The organism is Streptomyces graminilatus, from assembly GCF_001418565.1.
GTDB classification, from domain to species: domain Bacteria; phylum Actinomycetota; class Actinomycetes; order Streptomycetales; family Streptomycetaceae; genus Streptomyces; species Streptomyces graminilatus.
The window spans coordinates 1-24,916 of sequence record NZ_LIQQ01000082.1 but is presented as its reverse complement, the minus strand read 5'-3'; the positions used below and the strand labels follow the sequence as shown (position 1 = coordinate 24,916).

The following is a 24,916-nucleotide window of genomic DNA, read 5'->3' as shown; positions in this document are numbered from 1 at the left end:
GGGCCGGCCCTGCCCGGCTGGGAGACCCTCGTCCGACCGACCGACACACTCGTGGCCGCCTCCCACGACGACTACCGCGGCTGGGGAGACGTCGTCCTCTGCGCCGCGTGCACCGCCGCCCGGATCGGCGAGGCACACCCACACCCACACCCGGCGGACTGACCGACAACGGCACCAAGGGCAAGCGCGCCCGCAAGGTTCCCATCGCCGAGGAGATCCGCCTCCTCGGCGCCCCACGCTCCCTGCCGAGCCCGATCGTCATGACGCGCTGACGCCGGTCAAGGGCCCTGGTCCCCAACTGGTCCCCAAGAATGCGCCCCGGGCTGAGAATGGTCCGATCTGCGCTTCTCGCCCCTCGCCGAGGGACGAGTGAACCAAGGTCTGCACTTTCGCACCCGGGACCGCCTCAGCGAGACGCACCGCGCCCGCGACCATGGCGTCGGCCCAGCCTAGGAAAGGCGCCCTCAGAGAACAGTCGTCGGCTGCGTCGCCGTGTCGGAACTGGTGCGGGTGGACGCGCGGGTACTCTCCGCGCCTGCGGAGGCACAGCGACGTCGCTCACCGCAACTGCTACCCCTATTGGACGAGATTCCAGCGGTCGCGGGAGTCGTCGGCCAGCCGCGCAGGCGGCCCCGACAACCTCTTCGCGGATCGCAGCTACGACAAGTACCGCCCTTATTTACGCAAGCGCGAGATCCGCCTGGTGATCGCCGCGTGGGCAGGTGCACGGCATCGGACTGGGCGCCTTCCGTTGGGTCGTCGAGCGGACAGTCTCCTGACTGCACGGCTTCCACCGCCTTTGCATCCGGTGGGAACGACGCGACGACATCCACGAAGCCTTCCTTCCTCGGACTCGCCGTATGCCTGATCAATCACGGCACGTTCAGAGGCTTTGCCAGGGCCGGTTAGCCCCGCCCCTCCGTGACGTCCTTGGGCAACCTGTTGGGTGATGGGTCCTGCCGGGGCGGCTTCACGTCAGGTCGGCCAACTGAGCGGCGAACTCTTTCAGTTCGGCCAGTGAACGCTGCAGGGGGGTCGGGTAGGGCTCGTCCGTGGGTGCTGCGAAGGGCACCAGGTCGAGAAGAGGGGTGTCGCGACGGTGTTCCGCCTGCTGATGCATCACCTCGATCTGGGCCAGCAGCCTATTGCGGTATTCCTGGTGAAAGTGCCGCACTTCCTCGGCCTTCGGGTCCAGCGGGGGCAGCTCGGCTGGGAGGCTGTGCTCCGAGAGCCTGCGGCTCTGCGACTCCAGATACGCCATCAGTCTGATCTCGGCTTGCCTTGTCATCACCACGCCAAAGACCCGATCGAGCAGAGGCTGGGTCGCCATCTCACCCCGCGTCGCCACCGCCCTCCGCCACCGGGCACAAACAACGCCCCGAACACGCGATCGGCAACTCCCGCCGGGACGCCGCCCTCGCCCGCCGCCACCAAGCCGCCCGGGAAAACCAACAGCGCCGCGAGGCGCGGAAAGCCGCGGAGCGGGAAGCCCGGCGCCCCGTGTGCGCTGACTGCGGGAACAAGTTCAGCGACGACCGATGGACGGCGGTCGACCTACGGGACTGGGACCAGCCGCGCGAGTCGCACCCGCATCTGCGCGAGGACTGCCAGAACCGGGCAGTCGCAGCCAGGCGCCAGGCCGAAGCCGACGAACGCGAGCGTCAGGAGCACGAGCACCTCCACCAGGAGGCGGAAGCCGAGCAGTCCGCGCGGAAGGCCGGCGGCTGGCTCGGGCGCTGGCGCACCTGACCCGGCCGCGCTGGCCGTCATCGACGAACTCGTGGGGGCCCCGGTCCCGCAGCTCTACATGACGCTCATGCAGAAGGCCCACGCCATCCTGTGCGACGCCAGCCGCGAAGGCCTGCGCCTGCACTACCACAACGGCGACGTCGAACACGTCACCCCCCAGGTCCGCGCCGACGTCCACGCCGCCATCACCACCAGCCTGGAGCGGGACTGGCCCGCCTACATCCAGGACCTCATCGACCGCGGAGCCATCCAGACCCAGTAGCCCCGCACCCCACCGTCACGGGCCCGGCCTCCACTCAAGCCGGGCCCGTCACCGTCTCCACGCCCGCGATGTCGGTGGCGGCTGGAAAGCTTGGTCGGATGAACGGCGATGAGCAGCTGCGCAACGGCCGCGTCTACGGCCACGACCACGACGACCCCAACCCCGGCCCGCTCCCGCACCGGACCTACGCCGAACTGGTCGGCGGTCCGCTGGACGGCCTGCTGCTGGACATCCACGGATGGCGGACCGTGGAAGTCGACGACGGGGTGGCCCTGTCCACCGAGCTCGGGCAGTTCCCCGGCGGGCGGTCGCTGTACGACCCGCGCCCCGGCGAGGCGCGTACGCCGGGCCCGGGTGTGAGCTGCCGCTTCTACTACTCCGGCGACACGCCCTGACCATCGCCCCGACCACGGTGGGAAGCCCCCGACCATGACCCCGACCACGGCAGGTCAGCGTGCCGTGCCGTGCCGACCGCCCCGCGCCCGGCGCTCCTCGAGGAAGTCTTCGCAGAGGGTGCCTTCTTCGCGAGCGGGCGTGCTCCTGGCCCTCCCGCTCACCGCCGGGCAGACGTCGGGAAAGATCGGCGCGAGCGAGGTACGAGCCGTCAAAGCGGCCGTGACCACGCTGTACGTCAAGGACCACGACCACGGCTCCGCGCCGCTGCGCCATGCCGCGTCCGAGGCGCTGCACACCGCCTACCAGTGGCTCCAGTCCGGCACCTACACCAGCCGCACCGAGTCGAAGCTGCGCTCAGCGACCGGCGCCCTGTCGATCGCCGCCGGATGGCTCTCCTACGACTCCGGCCGCGCAGGCGACGCCCACTCGCCACTCCGGGCCAGGTCGCCCGACGAGTCCCCCTACGAGTCGCCTCATCGCGACGGTCGAGATAGAGAAAGCAGCACGTCACAGGCCCGGTCAAGGGATACCGGCCGCGCCGACTACTTCTCTACGAGACCCCCAAAGGCACTGAGGACACAGCGAAGAACCAACAGACCAACAACGGAAGCCGCCTTGGGGGACAGACTCACAGGCCACCTTCCGGATGGCGGACGGGCTCCTCGGTGAGGCTCGGCGCGGAACGAGGCCCGGACCGGGAGTCGAGGAAGGCCGCGAGGCCGCGGCGGTTGGTCACACCCAGCTTGGTGTAGACGCGCTGGAGATGGTTGTCGACCGTACGGACGGACAGGGTGAGGGAGGAGGCGATGCCCTTGCTGGTCGTGCCGGCCGCCGCCAGGAGAGCGACCTCACGTTCGCGTGCGGTGAGGGAGCGGGTGCCCAGGGCAGTGGCGAGCACGGGGGTGGCGGCGGACTGGCAGTGGACGCGTGTCGTCTCGGCGCGGGCCGCGGCAGCCGCGGCCTGGCGGTGCATGCCTCGTTGGCGCAGCGCGGCGGAGGCGGCGGTGACTGCCTCCGCGGAGAGGAGAAGAGCGCCCACGGCGTCGAGCCGGTCGGCGGCCCCCAGGAGCCTCTGGGGGTCGTCGGCGGCCAGAGCAGCAGCGAACTTGGCACGCGCGGGCCCGAGTTCGCCGTCGCAGCGCTCGGCAAGGGCGGCCAGCGGAGCCGCCACATCCTTGGCGCCGCCCAGCCGGGCGATGTCGGTGAGCAGCAGGGCCTCGCTGTTGAGGTGGCCGCTGGCCTGCGCAGTGCGGGCGGCGGCCCGCAGCCGGGCGCGGGCGCGGGCGAGGTCCCCGCGCATGGCTGCCAGCCAGGCGGCGCCGAGTTCCTCCTCCCCGGCAGAGAGCATTCCGGGCGCGGTGCCCTGTTCCGTCCGCACGGCGGCCAGTTCGGCCAGCGCGGCCTCGGCGGTGGAGAAGGCTCCGGTGACCGCGCAGGCCGCCGCCATGCCGCTGAGGGCGACGCGCCGGGCACCGAAGTGGTCCATCCGACGGGCGGCGGTGATCGCCTCCACGTACCACTGGCGGGCGGATCCCGGCCGTCCGGCCAGCCAGTGTGTCCGCCCCAGCAGGGTGGCTAGCCACACCCGGCTGTGCAGGACGCCCGCGGCGACGAGGTCGGCGAAGCCCTCCTGACCGAGGCGAGCCGCCTCGGTCAGGAGGCCCGCCTCGGTGAGCGTCATGACTACGGCCCGCAGCCGGGCGCTGGGATGCGACACGGACACGGCGGGGTCCTTGAGATGCACCGTGTGTGCGTCCCGCGCCCAGCCGACGGCCTCCAGGGTCCGGCCCACCATGGCCAGGCCGAACGGGAGGAACGACGCATGGTGCAGCCAGACGTCGAGGCCGCGCCGCCTCGCGGCGGCGGGTTCGAGACCGGACAGCAGGTCGAGTCCCTCGCGGGGCCGGCCGGAAGCGATGAGGATCGAGCCTTCGTTCATCCGGAGGTCCGCGCGGCCCTCGGGGCTGGTGATCCGGGACAGCGCCGATGCGTTGTGCGCGAGGATTTGCTCTGGCTGGCCGCCGTAGTGGAGCAGGTTTGTCGTACGGAACATGGTGACGGCGACCCGTTCCTCGTCGGTCGTCGCGTGCAGGTCGGTGTCGGCCAGCACATCTTCCGCACGGCGCGGATACCCGGTCATGAAGTATGTCTGGGCCAGTAGTAGACGCGTCGGTGTCGAGTGGCCGGCCGGCGGAACAGCCTCCAGTAGCGGCAGGGCCTGGCAGTAGTCGTAGGCCCGAAGGGCAGTCGCCGCCCCCTGGTGCAGCAGCGGGGTGTCAGCGCGACCGGTGGCGGCGAGCTGCCAGCCGGCCACGCGCAGCGCGTCGTCTGCGCGTCGGCCGCCTCTGGCCAGAACCCGTTCGGTCTGCCGCAGCAGGATCGAACGGGCGCGCAGGCTGGGCACGTTGGCCCGCAGTACGTGGGCGTACGAGGGATGCGCTAGCGACACCCGGGTGCGCCGCCCGTCCTGCACGACCGTGATGAGCCCGGCCGTCTCCAGCGCGGCCAGGACCTCCAGGGGCGCTGTGTCGTCGAGGTCGGCCAGCGCCACCGGCGCGCACAGAGCCAGCAGTTCCAGGGCGGCGCGGGACGCGGGCCCGGCCGCCGCCAACCGCCGTTCGATCAGCTCGGTCAGCCGGGGTGTGCCCAGGTACTGCCCGTCCTCCATCAGCTCCATGAGCACACCGTTGGAGCGCAGCGCACCGCTCCTGAGCGCGCCGATGGTCAGCTCGCGCAGATACAGCGGGTTGCCGCCGCTGGCCGCAGCCAGCGCGTAGGAGGCACGCTTGGCCGGCGGCCGTTCCAGTGTACGGGTCAGCAGTTCCTCGACCGCTTCGGCGGACAGCGGTGCCAGGTCGAGACGGACGACGGAGTCGCCGTGCAGCAGCGCGTCGGTAGCCGACGTCCCCGTCCCGGCCGCGCCCGCAGTCCGGGTGGCGATGAGCAGGACCGCTCGGACGTCGATGAGCTGACGCAGCAGCATCGCCGAGGCCGGATCGAGCAGGTGGGCGTCGTCGACGAGGACCGCCCAGCGGTCACCCTGCCCGCCGACGAGAGCCTCGGCCACCGCGGTGAACCTGGCCACCGGGTCGGACAGGTCCACCCCGGGCGGCAGCAGGTGTGCCAGGGCCCCGAGCGTCACAAGGGAGGTCGCCGTGCTCGCCACGGCCCGGCCGGCCCGGAACCCTGCCTCGACGGCCTGCGCCAGCATGGCCTCGGCCAGCCGCGTCCGGCCCACGCCCTGCGGGCCGCACAGCACGACACCTCGAGGCCCTGCACCTGCCAACAGCCGTGTGAAGAAATCGAGTTCATTCTGCCGCCCGGCGAGGGGCCACGGCCCCTCGTCCGCGCTCCCCGTCCCCGCACGCGTCATGCTGAGCCCCACAGCCGTCTCGACGGATGAGCCCCCTGCCGAGGCCCCGGCTCCCGGACCACGGTCCTTTGGGCTTGCGCCGACGGTCCGGGAGTCCGCCCGTTTGCCCTGAGGACATCTTCGCCCGGCGGGCGTTCGCGGCACCTGAGTATTCGCTACTCAGTCCGCGACGGGCCTGCACCGGCACGTAGGGAAAGGTTCGTCCGCCGATGCCGGAGCCGGGCCGTAACAGCCTCACCGGCCCGCTGGGCGATGTTCGCGAGAGGCTCCAGGCGCTCGGGCCGCCTGGTCAGGGCGCACAGCGCGCCGACCGCGCCGCCACCCTTGCCCAGCAGGGGCACGGCCGCCCAGCAGACCCCTTCGACCACCTCCCCACGGTCGAGGGCGGCACCGTACGCCCGGATGGCCGCCGCCTCGTGCGGCCAGGAAGGGGGAAGCGGTCCCAGGGATCTCAGGGACGACGTGGGGCTCACGACGTCGGCGGGATCGGCGGGCGGCCCCGGACGGCCGGCTGCGGCCTGCGCTTTGCCCGCCGCCGTGAACCACGGCCACGAGACCACGTCCAGCAGCGGGGCGAGTACGGCGTCCTGACCGGCCGTCCACTCCAGTATGAGAGTCCGTCCCTCGCTCAGCACGCTGATTCCCACCGTCGCCCCCGTGGCCGCGACCAGACGCCGGACCGGCTCGCGGGACGCGGCCCGCAGCCCGGGGCACGGCTCCCACCCCTGCCCGAGCCGGAACACCCGCGGCCCCATCCGGTAGGTGCCGGCCAGCTGTTCCACGGCGCCCAGATCGGCCAGCTGCCGCAGGAGGCGGAGAGCCGTCGTCTTGGGCAGTCCGCTCAGTGCCGTGAGCCTCGTCGGCCGAGCCTGGCCCACCCGGTCCAACGCCGCCATCAGCTGGAAGGCGCCCTCCAGGACACCACGCCCGTGCTGCCAGGAAGACGCAGCGTCCCCCGCGCCTTGACCGGTCTCGCACGGCTGCCCGAATTCCCGATCCATCGGTAGTCCCTCCGTTGTGGCCACACGAGCACTGTGGCCACGCGCAGCGGACGGCGGATCGGTAGTCATTACTCAACCCGGTCCCGGAATCTGCCGGGCGGGAGGAGCGTGGTCCGCTCACCGGTCCGGCGAGCGACAGCTCCTGCCCGGTCGGACGATGCTCTGCCTGTCACGCACCAACGTCATCGACGAGGAGTAGTACACGCATATGAGAACGCAGCGAAAAGGAACAGAAATTGGACGTCTGCTCGGTGCCGTCGCGGCCTGTGCCGGTCTACTGGTCGGCGGGGCGGCGATCACCGCTCCCGCCTACGCGGCCGAGGCCCCGGCGTCGGCCGTCGCTGCCACGGCCCGCACCGTGCCGACGCCGCACTCCGTGCAGGACCAGCTCGACAGCATCATGGCCGGGCACCCCGGTGGCACCCGGACCGGCAAGGACGCCATCACCTGGAAGAGCGAGGGGGTGACACTGAAGCTGGCGTCGCCAGCGGCGCTGGCGGACTGCGGGAGCGGGCAGTTCTGCCTGTGGCAAGACAACTGGAGCGGCCGGATGCTCAGTTGGACTCCGAGCGCCCGGCTCTGCTCGGGCTTCGTCATCAACCTGACCGACTTCGGGTTCAACGATGTCGCCTCCTCCTGGGCGGACAAAACACAGAACTACACCGTCGATGTGTGGCACGACATCGGCGCCGGCGGATCAAGGCTGTGGACCGAACTGCCGGGCACCAGCTCCCAGTTCGTGACGGACAACGACGAGGCGTCCAGTCTGAACTGTCACCTCTGACCGTGCCGTCCGCGCCCGCCGGGACCATGCGGGCCCCTGTGCCGTACCGGTGAGCACGGCGGCTGTCCTCGGTCATGTCGAAGTCCCGCTGCGGCACGCCCACACCCGTGCCGCAGCGGGGTGCTGAATACCAAGAGGCGAGCCGCGCGAGTCGGTGGTCCCTGTCCGCGTACCGTGGCGAGCGAAGGTGTGTCCGGCCTGGGTCAGACAGCGGGTGGAGTCAACCGGGTGAGCGTAGGCGTCGGTGACGGCCGTGGTGGACAGCTGGCCGGTCTCGGGCCCCGGCTGTGACGGAGACGTCGTCGGGGCGTCACGTGGAGGCCTTGCAGTGCACCAATATGGTCGGATTGTCAAGTTTTGGCTTGGCTGATCCGACTCCTGCAAGAATGTCAGTTCCTGGCTCTACCGTCGAAGCAATGACCTCCGACGGTGAAGGCGGTATGCGTTGGCGAATGAGGTCTGGCACAAGAAGCTCCGGATTTTTCTCGACCTGACCCGGGACGACCTGGATCACCCGGAGCTCCCCGGGCTGTGGGACACGGTCTACCGGACGGACCGGTTCTACGGGCGGCTGGGAGTGCCGGTCAACGAGCGGGACCTGCAGTGCGGAGGCGTGTGCCGCGACATGGGCGTCGAAGCCCCCATGCACCTGCGGATGCGCGGCGGACGACGTGAGGCCGTTCACGAACGGCGGGAAGACGAAGACCGCCACACCGCTCCCATGAGTGACGAGCACAAGGCCTATCAGGAACGCATCCTGCGCGCGGCGCAGCAGGGAGGCTTCAGCGGCGACAGCGAGGTACGCACTCGAGTGGGCCGCAGCTGGATTCAGACCGACACCCTCGTCGAAGGAGCCGACGGCCGCCGCATCGGCTGGGAAGTACAACTATCCACCATCGACCAGAGCGGTCTGCGCGGCGTCCGCGCCCGCGCCGCGAAGGCCGCCAAGAACGGGATCACCCCGGCCTGGCACACCGACCGCGCTGCTTAGCTTGTTCTTTATGGTCTGAGAGCGTTGTGGCCAACCGAACCGCAGCTCGAAGAGCTGCGGTTCTTCCATGATCGACGTGTTCTCGTCGGTGGGCCCGGGCAGCACCGGGGCGGGTGGTTTTCTCGTTCTGGAGGTGGTCGGTGCCGTCGGTGATCGCGTTGATGGAACGGCGTGAAGTGCGGGCTCGTGAAGTGCTGGACGGGGCGGAGGCCCGGCTGCGCGAGTCCGAGGAACAGGCCGCCGAGGCTCGTCAGCGGTGGGAGTTCGCCCGGATCGGGCGGGAGGAGCTGATGGACGAGCTTGCCGCGACGGGTGCGCAGGCGGCCGCTGATGCCGGGGCGGTTGCCGATGTGCCGCAGGAGCCGGACAGCGAGGCCAAGGTGCCCTCGCGCAGGGGGCGTGAGGGCTATGACGAGCGGCCGTCGCAGTGGCACGTGGGCCTGGAAGGACGGTCGTTGTGCGGCATGTACCGGCAGATTTTCGAGACGGTCGTGGCCGCCGACGGCCTGGTGGACGTGGCCACGATCGCGGACACTCTGGGGCTGGGACGGGAAAAACTCGCGGTGGAACGGGTGCGTCATCGCACCTATGCCCTGCATGCGAAGGGCTGGCTGCAGCGGGAGAGGGGCCTGTTCAGGCCGGCTGCGGGCCCGGGCGGCGGCCCGGACGGCGATCGGGCCAGTGCCGGCGCTCGCCGGCGATCCGGCGGGTGAGGGTGATCAGGCCGGCCCACCAGACCATCTGCTCGTGATGGTCCGGGCGGCGTTCGTGGTCACGGTTGAGACGCCGGGCCCGTGAGAGCTGACCCAGGGTGCGTTCCACGACCCATCGGCGGGCCAGGACGGTGAAGCCACGTGTCCCGTCCGGGCGTTGAACGACCTCGACCCTCACGCCGTGCCGGGCGAAGGCATCGGCCAGGGGCTGCCCCTGGCAGGCGCTGTCGGCCCAGACGAGTTTCAGCAGCCGTCCGGGCTCGTCCATGTAGCGGTCCAGGAGCGCGGGCGCGGGCTTGGAGTCGTGGACATCGGCCGGGGTCACGATGACTTCCAGCAGGTCACCGCAGGTATCGGTCAGGATCGAGCGCTTACGGCCGTCGCGCTTCTTGTTCCCGTCGAAGCCGCGTGACATCACGACGGTGTCCGCGCCGTCGACGGACTGCGCATCGATGATCCCGGCGGTCGGCTCCGCGCTGCGGCCCCTCACCACCCGGTTGGCGCGGCGCAGCCGCTGGTACAACTCCCGGACGTATCCGTGCGCACGCCAGCGGCGGAAGAAGTCGTACACCGCCCGCCACCAGGGGAAATCCCGCGGCACCGCAGACCACTTCGCGCCATTGTCGACCACGTGGCGCACCGCGTCGACCATGTCGCGGTGGCAGTGCGCCTCCGGCCGGCCGCCCCTGGACTCCATCCAGGCCGGCATCGGCATCGACGCCCGGACCAAAGCCCATTCCGCGTCGCTCATGTCGGTCTCGTAGTACGACTCCCGCCGCCTTGGAGCGATCGCCCCGAACTGGTGGACGTAGCAGTCGCATTCCAGGGTGACGGGGTTGGACGTCTCGGGCACGGCAGTGGTCCACTGGACGGGCAACGGGTCTCCTCGGAGGGCTTGGTCGACTCAACCGTGTCTCTACCGAGGGGCCCGTTCTTTCATGCCCGCCACCCGCACCGCACGAGCGCCCGAACCGCCCCCGGCTACCGCTCGAACACAATCCGATTGGCCACAACGCTCTGAGTTCTACTTGTGAGTGGCCCACCATGTGAGGCCCGCTCCCACGCCAGCCGCAAACGCGGACGTGACGACCTTGGTCACGAAGCGCTCAAACGCGCGCGCATTGCGCCGGGGTCGTCCTGCCTGGACATGCAAGGTGCCTACTCGCAGCTCAAAGTAAGCCGATGGGGCGGGGGTTGACTCTGCCACGGGCGTGCCTTTCTACAACGGTCATGACAAAACAACCGAGTGCGCGCAAGCGTGCTCCGGTGGCATAACTTCAGCACAGTGGCGTGGAGTTGGCGAATGTGCCTGGTGGGGAGCCTGAGCCCCCAATCGTTGGCCAGGGGCCAACCGATACGGGGAGTCTACGGGTGACATTTTCTCTCTTGCGAATGTGTCACCTGGCACAGTTCGGACCTTTCAGCGTCCACATTCCCCGAGGATGACAGAGGCAGGCTGAAGGCGGCAGACAGAGTGAGCCGATGGTTCCAGCCGAGGATGTAGCGCTGGAGGGCCTGAAACGGCTGAAGCAACTGACTTAGTGCAGTTGCTTCAGTACCTCACGCTCGGCCGGTTACGGCGTTCGACCTGATCACATAGAGGTAGACGTATTCCGTGGCGATCTCAGTCTTTCCGACACCGCCCATGCCGTGCACAACCTGCGCCACCCGATCTGAGCGGCGCTCACGAAGTCGCACATGGCGTGCAGCAGTCCGGCCGGCGGTCGCGGGTCGTTACGCCGGGATGCTCAGCGAACCAGCACGATCAGGTCGGCACAGAAGACCGACGGGTCACTGAATCCCGGGGGCGCGGCACGCGAGCGGGAGGTCCACGAGTCGACTCGCGCTCACGGATCACGCCGCCCGTCCGATTGAGCCAGCTGCACCAGTGCCTCACGCTGGCCTATCTGACCTGGGCCAGTTGCGCCAGTGTCGTGCGCCTCTCGGCAGGCCCAGCCTGACATGTCAGGTTGCGTACGCAGCTGCGTACGCACCCGTTGTCACCCCTCCTGCGATCACACCCACTCACTGTTTCGCAGTTGTTTATCGGCAGCTCTCGAAGACTCACAGACCCACGAGAGTCCGAGTTTCGAAGGCCAGAGCCCGCACCCTAGCGAACCATGGCGAATAGTCGACCCTCGACGTTCGGGTGGACCCCTGCATCACGGTTGATATGACGCAACGGTAACTTTGCGCGGAAGTCACGACCTGAACTGATGCGACAGTTTAACGGCGCGGATTCACCGGGACTCAGCCGACAGATCCCCCTGCCGCCCGCTCCATCCAGCCGTCAACATCACCCTGGCACGCGACAGCTAGCGGCGTGGCCAACCGCCGGATGAAGAAGACATCGACAGAACATGTTCCGACCCCTTGAGAGATGCACTCCAGGCAATGGAACGCCGTAGCTGCCGTGACGTCCGCCAGGGAGGCGAACCCGGACCTGTCCACGGTGGCCGGAAGCAAGACGCTGGCGCATTCCGACGCCATGGACTTGCAGCTCCCGTTCCGGACTCGGGGTGGGAGCCGGAGCCAACGCCCGAACCGCCGCCTGACACTTCGGGGTGCACCCCCTCCCAACTACCCGAGCCGAGGGGGTGACCAGTCACGCCCGGCTCCGCACACAAGCTGTCCGATCAACACCGGACGCGGACCGGGTCCGACGGCCCGGCCGCGATTAAGACAGGGGCGAGTACAGTCCCAACCATCCCCCGCACGTCCGGCGCCGGGGCACCCCATTGCCAAGCGCTGGCACCACCCCCTGAAGAGCTCCAGCCAGGCCCCGTTCTGCGAATCTTCGGATTGACGTACCACCATGTACGAGACAGAGGCCACATCCCGGAACCTTCCCCAGTCCCAGTCCTGCACCCAGCTCTTGCCCGCACATCGCGGTCGTCGGCCGAATTGTCCGCGGCGTACGACGCAGAGCCAACGGAGAAGTCAGTATCCGACAGCACCTCCGACGATACGGTTGCCCTACTCCATCGAGACCAAGGGGAGAGCGCGATGGCCAAGGCGGCTAAGTACGAAACTGTGGCAGAGGGCATCCGTCAGAAGATCCGGACAGGGACGTACGCCGGGGGCGATGGCCTGATCGTGGGGGAGGTAACGGAGCAGTACGGCGCCACCAAGGCGACCGTGTCCCGCGCCTTGACACTCCTGCTAGATGAGGGCCTGGTGACCTCGACCGGGGACGGCTGGACCGTGACGGAGAGCCTGTTCCCAGCGGGGAATTCCGCCACGGACAGTTCAGCTGTCTGTGACGCTGAGGAGTCTCAATCTGCGGCCGCCCCTGCCGTCACAGACACGGCGGAGGAACTGGAGGCCGACATGGCTGCCAAGACGGGGGCGGATACGGGAAGCGGCGCGGAAGTGGTCGTCCATGCCCCAAAGGTCCTGGAGGGCCGCGTGGTCACGGAACACGTGGACCCCAACGCGGAGCGCGCCCTGAAACAGGAGGGCGTGGCGGAGGCATACCAGGCGGCCAAGGTCCTGGGGCGGGCGTGGCTGGAAGCGGAGGGCCGTGCCACGGATGCCAAGAAAGCCGTGGCAGCCAAGCTGGTGGACCTCCGGCAGATGTTCAAGTTCAAGGGTGACCCCGACTGGAACGGCCAGTCTCCGGAGTACCAAGCTCTGGCCGCCCTCCTCTACCGGGACATCGGGGCGGACCGGACCGCCCAGCGCGCCATCCTTCACCACGTAGAGGACCGCAAGCGGGCCGTGATTCCTTCGGCCCAGTGGGACAGGTTCGGCGTGGAGGCCCTGACTCGGGGTGAGCGAGCGGGCCTGGAGAAGAAGGCAGCCAAGGCCCTGACGACCGTGGACGAGACCGCCAAGGCCACGGCCGGGGAGGCTCGGAAGGGTAAGGCCACCGGACACCAACTGGTGACGCTCGCCAAGCGCATTGACGACGGCCTGTCCGTGTTCTCCACGGCGTCCCTCCGGGTGATGACTCCGGCCCAGCGCCGGACCTTCGGAGACCAGGTGAGGGACGCCCGAGACCGTGCAGATGCCCTCTTGAAGGAGCTGGCCGGCCTGGAGGAGTAACGCCAGGACGACCCGCTCTCGCTCTGGGCCTCATTCCCATCACGGAGCGGGGCCCTTGCGTGTCCACAGGACCATGAAAAGCACCCAAGGAACCTACTGCCCGAAATCCCGTCGGTGAGGGAACCACCCAGGGCACTATTCCTGCTCAGCCGTTGCAGGAGCCGAAACACGCCCTGGACTGGGGCGAGCGCTCCCGCCACCAGCTGATGACCGCCGCGCGACATTCCCGCACGACGCTCATCGCCGAAGACGCCGGCAGCGAGGCGGACTGCCGGGACGGAAGGCCCGTCCGGCCCTGGATCGGCCGCGCCTCGGCCAGAGCACTCCGTCTCGCCCGATCACGATTCCCCCTGCTGCCAGCGAGCAAGACCGCGGTACGCAGATTCTGTTCCGCTCGGCGGCCGGGAACATAGCCGACGATCGCCGGTTAGCCAAACCGGCGATCCTGCGGACCATTGATCTTCCCGCTGCCACTCCGCACCGTGTGGAAGGTCCTGCATGTTCCCGTCTTCCTCAACTCCTCCGCCGACGCCGGACTTCGCGCCGACGCCCGACCCGCTTACCCCCGCCCGGGACATCACCCACGCCCATTTCCAGGCCGGTGACCAGGTCATCGTCGTCAGAGGCGTGGCCGGCGGGGAACTGTGGGGGGATTCGATGCGGATCGTCGCTCCCTCATGGCACACCCCGACCGACGAGGACGGGTGGCGGCTTCGCGACGCCACCGGCGGCGCCCAGAGTTTCGTCACGGCCCACCCCCGCTATCTCGTGCACCTCTCGCGCAGCTGCCCGGACTGTCTGATCTACCTGCGCGCCATGGAGGAGCACCTCCTGCCGAAGCACGCCGGACACGAAGCTCTCATCGACTGTCGCTGGTACACCACCACCGCCCTCGGCCAATTGGTCCACGTGGCCGACGCCCGGGCCGGCCGGTGAGTCTTCCCGTCAACCGTCCCGATCGTGCTGGCCACCCACCCCGACCTGCGGGCCGAGGAGGACCGTCTTGAGGCGGCCGAGGCCGCCCTCGACGACGGCGTCGAACCCGACGACCCGCGCGTCGAAGAGCTCGCCGTACAGCGATGCGCTCACCAAATGGCCCTGAATCAGGCCATCGAGGCAGCTGGTCTCGACGCGGCCGAGGAGAGGATCTTCGAGATCTACGACGCCGACCTGAAAGGGGAGGAGGGCACAGAGATGAGTGCCGCCACAGCGATCACCAAGATGCCTTACGACTTCTCTCCTGCCCGGATGCGCTGCATGGAACTCGCCGGACGGCTCTTCGGCGAGGCCCTTGCCGACGCCCACTCCGCGGACAGCTGATCACCTGTGCCTGGCACTGACGTGGCCCGACAACCGGTCGCGTTCATCCGCATGTGACCGATCGGGACAGACGTCGAGCCCGGGCCGTAACCAAGAGTGACATCACAACTGGCCGTACGGGGGGGTTCCGAACTGGCCGCTGACACAAGCTGGTGACCGCCCTGCGCCGCGAGGGAGCGGACACGGTCCGCCGAGGCCGGCCGTGGAGCCTGCCCCTGGAGGACCGCGTCCTGCTGGTCGCGGCGTGCTGGCGCACGAACTTGACGCTGCACCAGCTCGCGCCGCTCTTCAGAATCTCGAAGTCTGCGGCCGACCGCATCATCAACCGCCTCACATCCCTGCTCGCACTGCGGTCACGCCGACGATTCCGCAGGGACACCGTGCTCATCGTGGACGGCGACCTGGTCCCCACACGTGACCACACGGTGGCAGAGCAGTCGAAAAACTACCGGTACTCCACGAAACACCAGGTCGTCATCGACGCCGATACCCGGATGGTCGTCGCGGTTGGGCGACCTCTGCCCGGCAACCGCAACGACTGCAAGGCATGGGAGTTGTCCGGAGCGAAGCAGCTGTCGGCAACACCACGGTGATCGCTGATGGCGGCTACCGCGGCACTGGCCTGGTGATCCCGCACCGCCGTGAACCAGGCCAGGCCGAACTCTCAGCCTGGAAAGAGCAGCACAACCGCTCACACCGCAAGGTTCGTGCCCGCGTCGAGCACGCCTTCGCCCGCATGAAGAGCTGGAAGATCCTCCGCGACTGCCGATTGAAGGGCCACGGCGTTCATCACGCCATCCTTGGCATAGCCCGCCTGCACAACCTCGCGCTCACCGGATAGTCCGCCCCAAGATGGGCGTCCTCGATGCTGACCATGCCAAGTCAATTGATCATTGCGGAACAACCTTTAGCGAAGCTCGTTGAGGACGTCCTCAAGCAGGTGGAACCGCACGCGTTCTTGTTCGAGCCGCACGTTCGGGCCGAACTCGCCGTCCACGAGGCTGTCGTAGACATCGGCTTCGTCGGGTGTGAGCGTGCCGAGTGGCCGGTGGGTGGGCGCATCTTCCTTCACCCACTGCCCGCGGTGTTCCAGGAGGGTGGGCCGGTTCATCAGGATCGACTGCGTGTGCGCGAAGGTCCGGCGCAGCCGGTCAAGGATGGTGAAGCCGTGGGTGTCCACATCGCCCCAGTAGACCAGGCGTACGTCGTGCAGCCAGGTCAGGGCGGACAGTTGGGTGACGGCGTAGCCGCCGCCGTGGATCACGATGCTGTGAGGCTGGTCGGGAAAGGCGAGGTAGGTGGTTTCGTTCTCGACAACATACACAGTCGTGATGGCGGGCGGTGGCGCGGTGAACTCGTCCGCGCGCAACGTGAGTTCACTGAAGCCCGCCAGCGACTCGCCGCCGAGCAGCCGGAACCGCAGGTAGGCGGGTTTGCGCAGGAAGCGGAAGCGGGCGGCGAAGTCGGTGCGCGCGGCCTCGGCCTCGATGCGGTCTTCGGGAAGGCAGTGCTCGAGCAGGGTGGTCAGGATGGCTCTGTGCTGTTCGATGAACTTGGTGTCCACGCCGGGTACGTCGAGCTGGCGCAGGTAGACGGCCGGACCGCGGTAGTCGGTGATCCAGCGGATGGTGGCTTGGAGGCGTGGCCAGTCGGCTTCCCGTTGGACAACTTTCATCGGGTTCTCGGCCATCCACGTGGCCAGTGGGGGCAGGGTCTCGGTTGCGGCGGCGAGGAGGGACGCGTAGCGGTTGACCGTGTTGGTGACGCCGAGGAGTTTGAACAGGTCGTCGCGGCGCTCGATCCAGACCCGGGCGGGGGCGTTGTTCACGCCGGCGAGGCGTCCGCCGAGCCGCCGGTATTCAATGCGCAGGTGTCGGTGTGCTGCGGGAGCCCAGGACGTTGCCCAGGCGAGGACGTCGTCGTAGTGCCGGGTGATGTCGCCGGCCTTCGGACCGCGTAGGGGGACGGCGAGGGGTTCCCAGTTGCTGCCGTCGGCGACCTGGCTGAGGAACTCGCCGCGATCCCAGCGCTTGCGCAGGCGAGCGACGACGTCGCGGGGCGTGGTCCAGTTCGGGGTGCTGGTGGTTGCCATGTCAGCTCACCTGTCCGGCTACGGGCTGCAGGGCGGCCAGGGTGTGGGCGAGGCGTTCTTGGCGGTACTGGGCGATGGTCAGGGTGCGCAGGCGGGAGTGGTGTCCGGTGGGGTTGTCGACGAAGCCCACGGCGGATACGTAGGGCTCGATGACGTGAATCTTCTGCAGGGGCGTGACGATGAGGAGTTGCAGGCCGAGGCGCTTGAAGAGGTCCAGGGCGAAGCGGGCGGATTCCTCCGAGCCGCGGCCGAAGGCTTCGTCGATGACAACGAACCGGAACGTGCGGCTCCTGTTGCTGGTGGTGTCGAGCTTGAACTGGTAGGCGAGGGAGGCGGCCAGGATGGTGTAGGCGAGCTTCTCCTTCTGCCCGCCGGACTTGCCGCCGGAGTCGGAGTACACCTCGTATTCGGAGTTGTCCTCGCGGCGTCGTTCGCTGGCGCTGAAGACGAACCAGTAGCGCACGTCGGTGACGCGCTTGGTCCAGGCACGGTCCGCATCCGTGTGCCCCTCGCGGCCCTTGAACCGTTCGATCAGGCGCTGGACCTGGTGGAACTTCTCTTCGGAGTACAGGTCGGAATCGTCGCCGGACAGGACGTCGTCGGTGCAGGCTCGCAGTTCCGCGGTGAACTCGCGGATCTCGGTGTTCGGGGTCTGCTCGGGCTTGAGCATGATGTAGCGGCCCGGGTTGTAGTCGATGCCGGCCAGCGACTCGTTGATGGTGGCGATGCGCTCGCCGATCTCATCGGCCCAGATGTTCAACTGTGCATGGAATCCTGCGACTTCGCGGATCACGTTGGTCTTCAGATACGTGCGGAACTGATCCTCAAAGCGCGGCAGGTCGTCGGCGACGAGCCGTTGGTGCAGGGCGCGGTAGCCACCGGCGGAGGCGACGGAGTCGTCGAGCTCGTTGGTCTCGGCCGGGTAGTTGGTGCGGAAGGTGCCCATCTGGGAGGCGATCGTCTGGGCGAGGCGGGTCTGCTCTTTGCCCCAGCGGTTCTTCTGAGCTGTCAGCTCCTCGCGCAGCCGGGTCTCGGTCTGGCCGCACTCCTGCGCGGTACGGCAGGTCAACCGGGTGGTGGTCAGGCGCTGTTCGAGGGCCGGAAAGTGGGCCTGTGCATCGGCGGCGGCCGCTTCATCGAGTACGGCGCGGGCCGCATCACGGGCGTGGATGGCCGTGTCCCGCTCGCCCGACACCTTCCCCCAGTTCTGGTTCGCCTTCTCGTAGGCGGCTTCATGCTCGCCGATCTCGACGGCGATCTCCTCCAGGTGGCGGGTGAGTTCGTCCAGGTCCTTGGAGTCGGCCTGAAGGCGCTGCTTCTCCTTGGCCAGCTCGGTGATGTGCCGCACAGCGGAGGTCCAGTCGATCTCGCTGTAGTCGCGCATCGCCGCCAGCCGGTCGAGGACCTTGTCGCGGCTGATGGAGTCCTCGTGGGCGGCTTCCAGGCCGCGCTTCTTGCCGGCCAGCTCGCGCTGGGCGGCGTGGACCCGGCCCGCTTGGTCCAGGAGGGCATCGATCTTCGCCTGGTTCGTCCAGCCCAGCACGTAGGTGCTGCGGTCGTCGATGCGGGTGCTGTCGTTCTTCTCGTGGCGGCCCCGCGCTCCCTTGATCAGTCCCTGTGCGGTGACGGCCAGTTCGGCATGCCGGAAGTCCTCCATGGTGGGCACGCAGGTGTGCGACGCACGGCGTTCGAGCTCACCGGCCACCCACGGGGCGAAGGATGAGTCGTCGCGTACTTCGAGTTTGGCGAACAGCGCGGCCGAAGGGGCTGTCTGGGGGCGCCGGGGCAGGAGCTTGTCGGGGACGCGGAAGTAGACCAGCTTCGTCCCCAGGTGGTGGTTGTTGATCCACTCGGAGACGCGGGCGTACTGATCGCCAGGGACGAGGAGGGACAGGGCGAAGCCGCGCAGCAGCCGCTCGGCGGCGCCGGCCCAGGCCTGTTCCCCGTCGCGCACCTGGATGAGTTCGCCGGAAAACGGCAAGGCGCTCTCCTCGATGCCGAGTTCGCGGCACAGGCGGGTGCGTACCTCCAGCTGCCGGCGAGGGACGTTGCTGCGGCGCGAGCGCAGGCTGACCAGATCCTTGTTGAGGTCCTCTGCCTGCTGGTGCAGGCGATCGGCGTCGACCGCGAGCGTCTCCAGGGCCGTGAGCGACTCCTGCTTGCCCGCGGCGACGTCGTGCTGGGCCCGGGAGATCTCCTCCAGGCGGTCGGTGAACTGGGCCTGATCAGTGACCGGGGCCAACTCGGCCTGTTCCAGCAGGCGGGCGTGCTCGCGGGCGCGCCTGTCCCGTGTCGTGCGCAGTCGCTCCATCTCCTCGATCTGGCGCTCCAGTTCGCCCAGGCGCCCGCCGCCCAGGCCCTCACGCTCCAGTTCCCACCGGCGCTCCTGGCCCCGCAGCCGCTCCAGCTCGTCCTTCGCTGCCTTCATCTGACTGTCCAGGCGGGCCAGCGACCGTTCCAGGTCGGTGCGCTCGGCCTCGTGCAGGACCGAGGTGCGCTCGGCGATGAAGTACCGCAGGGCGGCCTGCTGGGCCTCGGCCTCCTCGATCCGCGCGGCCAGGCCCTCGTAGGTGCGGCAGTCCTTGAGCAGCGGGGTGAGGGCCTCGATCTGGGCGCGGGCCCGCTGAACGGATTTGTAAGTGGTGGTCAGGGCGTCGAAGTGGCTGACGATGTTGTCGGTCATGGCGGCCGCGTCGAATGGTTCGAGCATGTGGCTGCGCACGAAGTCGTCCAGGCTGCCCACCGACTTCATCGACACCGTCTGGTGGAAGAGATCCAGGGCCTGCTCGGACTCGATGCCCATGCGGCGCCGGAAGTCCTTGCTGTAGGGCGGGAACGTCTTGTGCACGCGGACATCGTCGGCGTCGAGGCGCTTCTTCAAGGTCCGCACTTCGGTGCCGAAGTCGGCGAAGTCGCCGGCGACGGACAGAGCCCGGTCTGCGACGAGGAGCAGCCGCTCCGGACTGGTGGCGTTGGCGTCGGCCAGCCAGAACACCTGTCCCAGCGTGACGGTCGACTCCAGCGCCGGGTTGCGGAACACCCCCAGGATGACCGTGTAGTTCCCGGGCTTGCGCAAGGCCACCGGCTTGGTGAAACCGGTCTCTTCGTTGCGTTCGGACTTGTAGTGGCCCAGGACATAGGAGCGCAGGCTGCGCTCGCGGCTCTCCGCGCCGGCCGCCCGGTTGTAGGCGATCTTGTGAGCGGGCATGAACAGGGTGGTGATCGCATCCACCAGGGTGGACTTGCCGGAGCCGATGTCTCCGGTCAGCAGTGCGTTGGCGCCGCCGAGGCCGAACGACCACACGTGTTTGTCGAACGTGCCCCAGTTGTAGACCTCCAGGCGCTCCAGCCGGAACCCGGCCGCGGCAGGGTCGGTGGAGGTGGCCGTGCCGACGGGGCCGGACTGAGCGGGAATCACTGCTGCTTCTCCTGCGGGGTGTGGGAGGCCGCGTACTGGGCCAGGTTCGTTTCGAAGTCGGCGAGCCACTGCCCGTCGACGAAGGCTTTGATGATCCGCTGCACCTCGAACAGCTGCTCCTGGCCGCGGGCACGCCGCAGGAACTGCAGGTCGACCACCTTGTTGATGTGGCCGTCGATCTGGTCGACCAGGCGCGCCTCGTTGGTGCCGGCCGGGAGGAACGTGCGGATCATCTCGACAATTTCGTCCCTGGTGATCATGAGCCGGGTGCCGTCGGCGCCCGCGTCGAACTCGGCGAGCCGCTTGCGCAGCAGCACGACCAACAGGCTGACCGGGTAGGACAGCGACCGGCGGGGCATCAGCCGCGGCGGCCTCGTACGCGGATCGTGAACTTCGTCTTCGGCGTCGGGCTTCGACTGGAGGAAGGCATAGCCCTCCACCTCGTCGATCACCACGCGCAGACCCATGACCTCGACGTAGTCCTTGACGCGGGCACTCATGTACAGCAGCGCGTCCCAGGCCCGCTCGTGCTGGTCGCGGAAGATCGGCCCCTTGAGCAACTGGTTGACCGGCAAGGACAGAGTGTGGGATGGCTGCGCGGTGGGGGTGGAAGGCGTGGTCATCGCCCCTCCTTCTTCTGGCTCGTGGCCCAGGCAACACCGGGGCTGGTGCGGGCAAAGGTGACCACGGGCACGGTGGCGACCTGCCGGACGTCGTCCCCGCCGATCCAGGTGATCTCTTCTTGACGGTGGTCGTCGAAGACCGTGGTGAACCCGTCGTCCGGAAGGGCGAAGTAGGCGACGAGTTCGGCCAGCCCCTGCTCGAGCGGGTGCTCGCGCAGCGTCTCGGCAAGGGAGACCTGGGTGCGGGTGCCAAGAGCGCGGTGGACCGCGGCCGTGAGCCGGGCGGGATCCACGTACGCCGCCTCGAACAGGACGTCAGCGGCGAACTGCTCGTCGCCCGCCTGGATACCGGTACTGTCGATCAGCGCCTTGACCACCGGCGTGTACAGGGGCCGTTCCATCGGCAGCACGATGGCCGGTGCCGTGGCGTCGAGCTCAGCTATCAGATCCACACCGGGAACGTCGCGCAGGTCCAGGGCCCGGGACTCGATCCCGTGCACCAACTGCAGGACGCGGCGGTCCTCCGAGCGCACCTGGTCATCCAGGAAGCGGCGCAGCTGGTCCGAGAGCTGCCGCACCGTGCCCTGGGTGCGTTCGGCGGCCTCCAGCCAATCCCGGGGCATGCGCCGCATCCTCGGGTCGGGCTCGCCGATGGCCTCCATGGTCTCGACCTCGGCCAGCAGCGTCTTGAGTTCGTCCTGTCGACTCGGGGCGAGCAGGAAGTCGTAGAACGCCTGGAAGGTCCGGCCCTGGTCCGACTCCGCGATGCTCTCGCGACTGCCCAGCACCTCATCGAGGAGTCCGGCCTTGGCCCCGTCCCACGCGGCGATCTTGCTCCGCAGGTCGCGGTCCAAGTCCCGGAAGTTCGCCTCGACCTCGCGGAAGTCGGCCAGCAGCCCGTACGCGGTCGCAGTCATCTGCTGATATCGGTCCCGCAGCCCCGCGCTGTCCAACACATCTACCTCGCCGGCCTCAACCCGCTCGATCTCCTGGTCGATCTCGTGCCGACGCCGGGTGAGCTCGGCCAGTCGCGCATCGGGGTCGGTCTCGGCCCCGAACGTCATCTGCCGCAGCAGATCGAAGATCGTGTTCAAGCGCGACTCGGTACCGACGAACGAGCGCTCCTCCAGCGACCGGATCCACGAGATGGCCTTCTCCACCGCAGCCGTGGCGTCAAAGTGCGGCTCGTCCGAATCCGGCGGGTAATACTTGCGCAGCCAGCCATTCTCCGGCGCCGACCAGACATCCAGATACGCCTTCGCAGACTGGGGAAACGTGCTCCGCCCCAGCCGCTCATTGAGCGCGAACAACTCGTCGTCCAGCCGTTCAACAAGCTCCGCACCGGCAATCGAGCGCGCCCCCTGCTCGACGAACACCTTGTTGAAGAAGCTCAACATCAGCGCCGCGTTACCGGCCGTCAGCAGCCGCCACGCGGAGCTCTGCTTCCGCAACGCGACCAGACGGTCGTAGTCCAACTCCATGCATCCTGCCCCTCACTACCCCACCGCGCACGACGGTATTTCTCGCCAGCGGCGAAAACGCACGCCCCACACGGCCGACGCCCACGCCCGCACAAGCCGTGCACGGACATTCCGTGGCGGCCACAAAAGAACCGTAGAGGCCGCCACTGACAACGGGGCTTCGCAGGAGAGGCGGCCGGATGGGTCACACGCGGACTCAGGGAAGGAAGAGAGCAGGCAGGAGGGCCTACCTAACCTGATTCCAGAACCTTTCCGATCCTCATCCCCGCAGCCCCTTCCGAACGAAATTTCGAATCCCAACCCGAAGACTCTGGTCCGTCGACCGATCTGCCAGCGTCCTGCGTCATCGGGTCTTGGGCACATGCCATCTGCCGGACGCAAGGCCACCTCATCGAATCTCGATCGCGCCCGGTCGGAGCTGGGCGGAGGGTGCCATCCATACGCCGAGACACCTGAATGCACGGCAGGACACAGCAAGATCAGAAAGATCCCTGAGCCGGTTGGGTGCGGCTGGCGTGACGCTGCTGTCCCGCATCGCCGACTTGAAGGCGGCCGAGCGAGTAACGACCAGGACTACGAAGCAATACCCACCTGGGCAACGCCCGGCGTGCCGAACAGGTCATCGAAGCGACGGGCTCCCTGGGCAGAGACCAGAAAGTACGGGGCGCCCGATCCCGCAATGCTGTGCGGCCCTTTCTGTCCCGCGACGAGCACGTCGTACGGCGACCACGCATCGAGGCCATCGAACACGTAGTAGACCGGCAACTGCGTCCAGGCAACGAGCTGCAAATGCGCCAGCACGGCCGCGCGTTCGACAGCATGCCGGCCCGTTCGCCTGCTGGTCACGCCGCCCTTGCAGTCGATCAGTACGAGGTCTTTTGCCTTCGCCGCAATGAGATCCGGGAACCAGCGAATGGAACTGTCGCTCTTCCGGAGCGCGCATTGAAGCGCCCGGCTCAGCTGCCTTTGGCCCCAGAAGTCGACTTCCCACCCTCGCTCGGTGAGCTGCTCGGCGACGTACCGCTCATGCGCGTCACCTATTGCTTTCCGCTGCTGAAAGCTCGTCATGGATGCAGTGTGGCCCGCGGAACGAAGCAGGTAACCCATCGTGGATTGAACCTAGCCAGTCCCATTCAGTCTCAGTAGTTCTCACTGTGTTCGCGTCAGTCCGTGGACGTCCGCCTACGTCCGCACACGTTCACCGCAACTTGGCCGAAATTCGACAGCACAACTGCGCTGCGACAGGGGAGCTACTCCAACTGGAGGCCGTGGTCAGCCCACGCAGACACCAGGACCGCCAGCTCGCCGGCCTCTGAAACAGGGCCCGCACCAGGAGTCAGGAGCAGTAACTGCTTCCAAGCGGATCGTCGTCTTCTCAGTCAGTACGGCATCGTCCCCGATCGGCCACCGGCCGGCAGCCGCCCCGGGCTCCGTCCTGGGCGAACGCCGATCCGTGTCCGTTCGGCCCAGCACCACGCGCCGGGCCGGCGTCCTCTCCATAAGGTCGCTGTGACGGTCGTGCAGGCCACCGAACCGAAAGGAATGACCCATGCGGATACGCACCGCGTTCGTCGCCGCAGTGACGGTTGCCCTCGCCGCCGGCCCCTCGGCAGGCCTGGCCCATGCCCAACCCGATCTGGACTGCCGAGACTTCGCCTTCCAGGAAGACGCACAGGCAGAGCTGAACCGAGACCCCAGCGACCCCCACCGGCTGGACGAGGACCAAGGGCCGGACGACGGCATCGCCTGCGAGACCCTGCCCCACAGAAGCACCACCAGCACGACGACGCCCACGCCTTTGCCCACCCGCGGCGTCCAGGGCGGCATCGGCGGCAGCACCGGCCCCGCCGACTTCGAGCGGACCCTGGGAACGGCCCTGGCCTGCACCTCCCTCGCTGCGGCAGCTGGTTACGCGGCCCGGCGACACCGAGGCGCCGACCTACGCAGACACTGACCGGCCACCGCAGAGAGCTTCACCGACGCGAGCCGCCCCTCACCGTCGCCGAGCGTCCGGGACGAGTTTCCCCAGGCCAGCCCTGTTATCGAAAAGCGGATGCATCTCAGGTCGGGACCGCGCCAAGGTGCCCCGGACGGGTCTCCGGATACGGGAGCGGTCTTGCCGGCTACGTGTGAGCTGGTTTCCTGATGGCCTCGCGGATCTGTGTATCCAACTCACTGAGGCCGGCGGAAGCGCCGGGCACGGGGCACGGGGTGGGTGAGGCTCTTGGCGAGTTCGGGGTCGGCAAGGGCGGGAAAAGGTATGCCGGCGGCGTGGTGATGGGTGCGGGACTGCTGCAGTGTGCGGAGGACGTCTTGGTGCCGGCCGGCGGCGCCGTAGAGGCGGGCCAGGCGGAAGCCGGCCTGAGCGGCGCCGGCGTGGTCGCGGAAAGTGGCGAGGGCCTGTTCTGCCAGCGTGATGGCGTCGCTGAGGCGGTTTGCCTCGGCGAGCAGCAGAGCCTGGAGGGTCAATGCCCTGCTGTGGCCTCGATGGTCGCCGCAGGCGTCGGTCTCCTGGAGCGCACGCCTGATCAGTTCTGCGGCGGTGTGGTCGCCTTCATAGAGGGCCATGTCTGCCAGCCCCAAAGTGACCCAGGTGTGCCCGCGGTGGTCCCCGACGGCGTGCAGGATTTGGGCAGCGTCCTCGTAGTGGGTGCGGGCCGCGGCCC

Annotated in this window: 20 protein-coding genes and 4 pseudogenes; 14 read left to right on the top strand and 10 right to left on the bottom strand. The window is 68.4% G+C overall.

Annotated elements, in window-relative coordinates; genetic code table 11:
- The first annotated feature begins 107 nt into the window (after window positions 1-107).
- Together AOK08_RS47140 and AOK08_RS47135 are read left to right on the top strand one after the other, a co-directional pair.
- Window positions 108-272 carry a hypothetical protein gene (locus AOK08_RS47140; protein WP_241826874.1) on the top strand — a complete coding sequence of 55 codons (165 nt, stop codon included), beginning with the start codon at window positions 108-110 and terminating at the stop codon, window positions 270-272.
- A 292-nt stretch (window positions 273-564) separates the two neighbouring features.
- Window positions 565-909: pseudogene (locus tag AOK08_RS47135) on the top strand (transposase family protein); the annotation flags it as partial.
- A 61-nt stretch (window positions 910-970) separates the two neighbouring features.
- Here the strand turns inward: AOK08_RS47135 and AOK08_RS08735 are convergent.
- A complete protein-coding gene (locus AOK08_RS08735; RefSeq protein WP_157876613.1) occupies window positions 971-1,330 on the bottom strand; it encodes a hypothetical protein in 360 nt (119 codons plus the stop codon).
- A 170-nt stretch (window positions 1,331-1,500) separates the two neighbouring features.
- On the opposite strand from AOK08_RS08735, the gene AOK08_RS08730 reads away from it, so the two are divergent.
- The 4 genes from AOK08_RS08730 (at window position 1,501) to AOK08_RS45605 (ending at window position 3,076) form a co-directional block, all read left to right on the top strand.
- Window positions 1,501-1,749, top strand: a complete 249-nt coding sequence (locus AOK08_RS08730; RefSeq protein WP_055524885.1) for a hypothetical protein — start codon at window positions 1,501-1,503, stop codon at window positions 1,747-1,749.
- Window positions 1,750-1,780: 31 nt separating this feature from the next.
- Window positions 1,781-2,011 carry a hypothetical protein gene (locus AOK08_RS08725; RefSeq protein ID WP_055524884.1) on the top strand — a complete coding sequence of 77 codons (231 nt, stop codon included), beginning with the start codon at window positions 1,781-1,783 and terminating at the stop codon, window positions 2,009-2,011.
- Window positions 2,012-2,109: 98 nt separating this feature from the next.
- Window positions 2,110-2,406 (top strand): hypothetical protein, encoded by a 297-nt coding sequence (locus AOK08_RS08720; protein WP_055524883.1) that lies wholly within the window; start codon window positions 2,110-2,112, stop codon window positions 2,404-2,406.
- 118 nt (window positions 2,407-2,524) lie between these two features.
- Window positions 2,525-3,076, top strand: a complete 552-nt coding sequence (locus tag AOK08_RS45605) for a hypothetical protein (protein WP_157876612.1) — start codon at window positions 2,525-2,527, stop codon at window positions 3,074-3,076.
- On the opposite strand, the gene AOK08_RS48375 is transcribed toward AOK08_RS45605, so the two are convergent.
- Window positions 3,036-5,780, bottom strand: coding sequence for a LuxR C-terminal-related transcriptional regulator (locus AOK08_RS48375; RefSeq protein ID WP_055524908.1), 2,745 nt, complete (start codon window positions 5,778-5,780; stop codon window positions 3,036-3,038). The genes AOK08_RS45605 and AOK08_RS48375 overlap by 41 nt on opposite strands.
- Before the next feature lie 155 nt (window positions 5,781-5,935).
- Window positions 5,936-6,781 (bottom strand): helix-turn-helix domain-containing protein, encoded by an 846-nt coding sequence (locus AOK08_RS08705; protein WP_055524881.1) that lies wholly within the window; start codon window positions 6,779-6,781, stop codon window positions 5,936-5,938.
- A 208-nt stretch (window positions 6,782-6,989) separates the two neighbouring features.
- Between AOK08_RS08705 and AOK08_RS08700 the strand changes: the two genes are divergently transcribed.
- The 3 genes from AOK08_RS08700 to AOK08_RS08690 all read left to right on the top strand — a co-directional run bounded on the left by AOK08_RS08700 (window position 6,990) and on the right by AOK08_RS08690 (window position 9,269).
- On the top strand, window positions 6,990-7,565 hold the full coding sequence (locus tag AOK08_RS08700; RefSeq protein ID WP_055524880.1) for a peptidase inhibitor family I36 protein: 576 nt from the start codon (window positions 6,990-6,992) through the stop codon (window positions 7,563-7,565).
- A 445-nt stretch (window positions 7,566-8,010) separates the two neighbouring features.
- On the top strand, window positions 8,011-8,556 hold the full coding sequence (locus AOK08_RS08695; RefSeq protein WP_055524879.1) for a hypothetical protein: 546 nt from the start codon (window positions 8,011-8,013) through the stop codon (window positions 8,554-8,556).
- Window positions 8,557-8,696: 140 nt separating this feature from the next.
- Complete coding sequence (locus tag AOK08_RS08690; RefSeq protein WP_055524878.1) at window positions 8,697-9,269, top strand: hypothetical protein; 573 nt, start codon at window positions 8,697-8,699, stop codon at window positions 9,267-9,269.
- Here AOK08_RS08690 and AOK08_RS08685 read toward each other — a convergent pair.
- The gene (locus AOK08_RS08685) at window positions 9,190-10,146 is read right to left on the bottom strand and encodes an IS5 family transposase (protein ID WP_055524877.1); all 957 of its coding nucleotides are present in this window, start codon (window positions 10,144-10,146) and stop codon (window positions 9,190-9,192) included. The two genes, AOK08_RS08690 and AOK08_RS08685, sit on opposite strands and share 80 nt — an antisense overlap.
- Before the next feature lie 2,129 nt (window positions 10,147-12,275).
- On the opposite strand from AOK08_RS08685, the gene AOK08_RS08675 reads away from it, so the two are divergent.
- From AOK08_RS08675 to AOK08_RS08660, 4 genes and pseudogenes are all read left to right on the top strand, one after another.
- Window positions 12,276-13,316: a GntR family transcriptional regulator gene (locus AOK08_RS08675; protein ID WP_055524875.1), complete on the top strand. Its 1,041-nt coding sequence runs from the start codon at window positions 12,276-12,278 to the stop codon at window positions 13,314-13,316.
- Window positions 13,317-13,814: 498 nt separating this feature from the next.
- The gene (locus AOK08_RS08670) at window positions 13,815-14,252 is read left to right on the top strand and encodes a hypothetical protein (RefSeq protein WP_055524874.1); all 438 of its coding nucleotides are present in this window, start codon (window positions 13,815-13,817) and stop codon (window positions 14,250-14,252) included.
- Window positions 14,253-14,273: 21 nt separating this feature from the next.
- Window positions 14,274-14,636: pseudogene (locus AOK08_RS08665) on the top strand (MerR family transcriptional regulator); the annotation flags it as partial.
- Between the two features lie 146 nt (window positions 14,637-14,782).
- Window positions 14,783-15,477: pseudogene (locus AOK08_RS08660) on the top strand (transposase); the annotation flags it as partial.
- Window positions 15,478-15,543: 66 nt separating this feature from the next.
- On the opposite strand, the gene AOK08_RS08655 reads toward AOK08_RS08660, so the two are convergent.
- From AOK08_RS08655 to AOK08_RS42305, 5 genes are all read right to left on the bottom strand, one after another.
- Complete coding sequence (locus AOK08_RS08655) at window positions 15,544-16,728, bottom strand: Wadjet anti-phage system protein JetD domain-containing protein (protein ID WP_055524873.1); 1,185 nt, start codon at window positions 16,726-16,728, stop codon at window positions 15,544-15,546.
- A 1-nt stretch (window position 16,729) separates the two neighbouring features.
- A complete protein-coding gene (locus AOK08_RS08650; protein WP_198539191.1) occupies window positions 16,730-20,146 on the bottom strand; it encodes an ATP-binding protein in 3,417 nt (1,138 codons plus the stop codon).
- Window positions 20,143-20,769 carry a DUF4194 domain-containing protein gene (locus AOK08_RS08645; protein ID WP_055524872.1) on the bottom strand — a complete coding sequence of 209 codons (627 nt, stop codon included), beginning with the start codon at window positions 20,767-20,769 and terminating at the stop codon, window positions 20,143-20,145. Before AOK08_RS08645 ends, AOK08_RS08650 begins: the two co-directional genes overlap by 4 nt.
- A complete protein-coding gene (locus AOK08_RS08640) occupies window positions 20,766-22,250 on the bottom strand; it encodes a DUF3375 domain-containing protein (RefSeq protein WP_198539189.1) in 1,485 nt (494 codons plus the stop codon). The genes AOK08_RS08645 and AOK08_RS08640 overlap by 4 nt, the downstream gene beginning before the upstream one ends.
- Before the next feature lie 573 nt (window positions 22,251-22,823).
- On the bottom strand, window positions 22,824-23,318 hold the full coding sequence (locus AOK08_RS42305) for a PDDEXK family nuclease (protein WP_063794034.1): 495 nt from the start codon (window positions 23,316-23,318) through the stop codon (window positions 22,824-22,826).
- 481 nt (window positions 23,319-23,799) lie between these two features.
- Between AOK08_RS42305 and AOK08_RS08630 the strand changes: the two genes are divergently transcribed.
- Window positions 23,800-24,204, top strand: a complete 405-nt coding sequence (locus AOK08_RS08630; protein WP_055524871.1) for a hypothetical protein — start codon at window positions 23,800-23,802, stop codon at window positions 24,202-24,204.
- A gap of 218 nt (window positions 24,205-24,422) precedes the next feature.
- On the opposite strand, the pseudogene AOK08_RS08625 reads toward AOK08_RS08630, so the two are convergent.
- A pseudogene (locus AOK08_RS08625) lies at window positions 24,423-24,916 on the bottom strand (hypothetical protein); the annotation flags it as partial.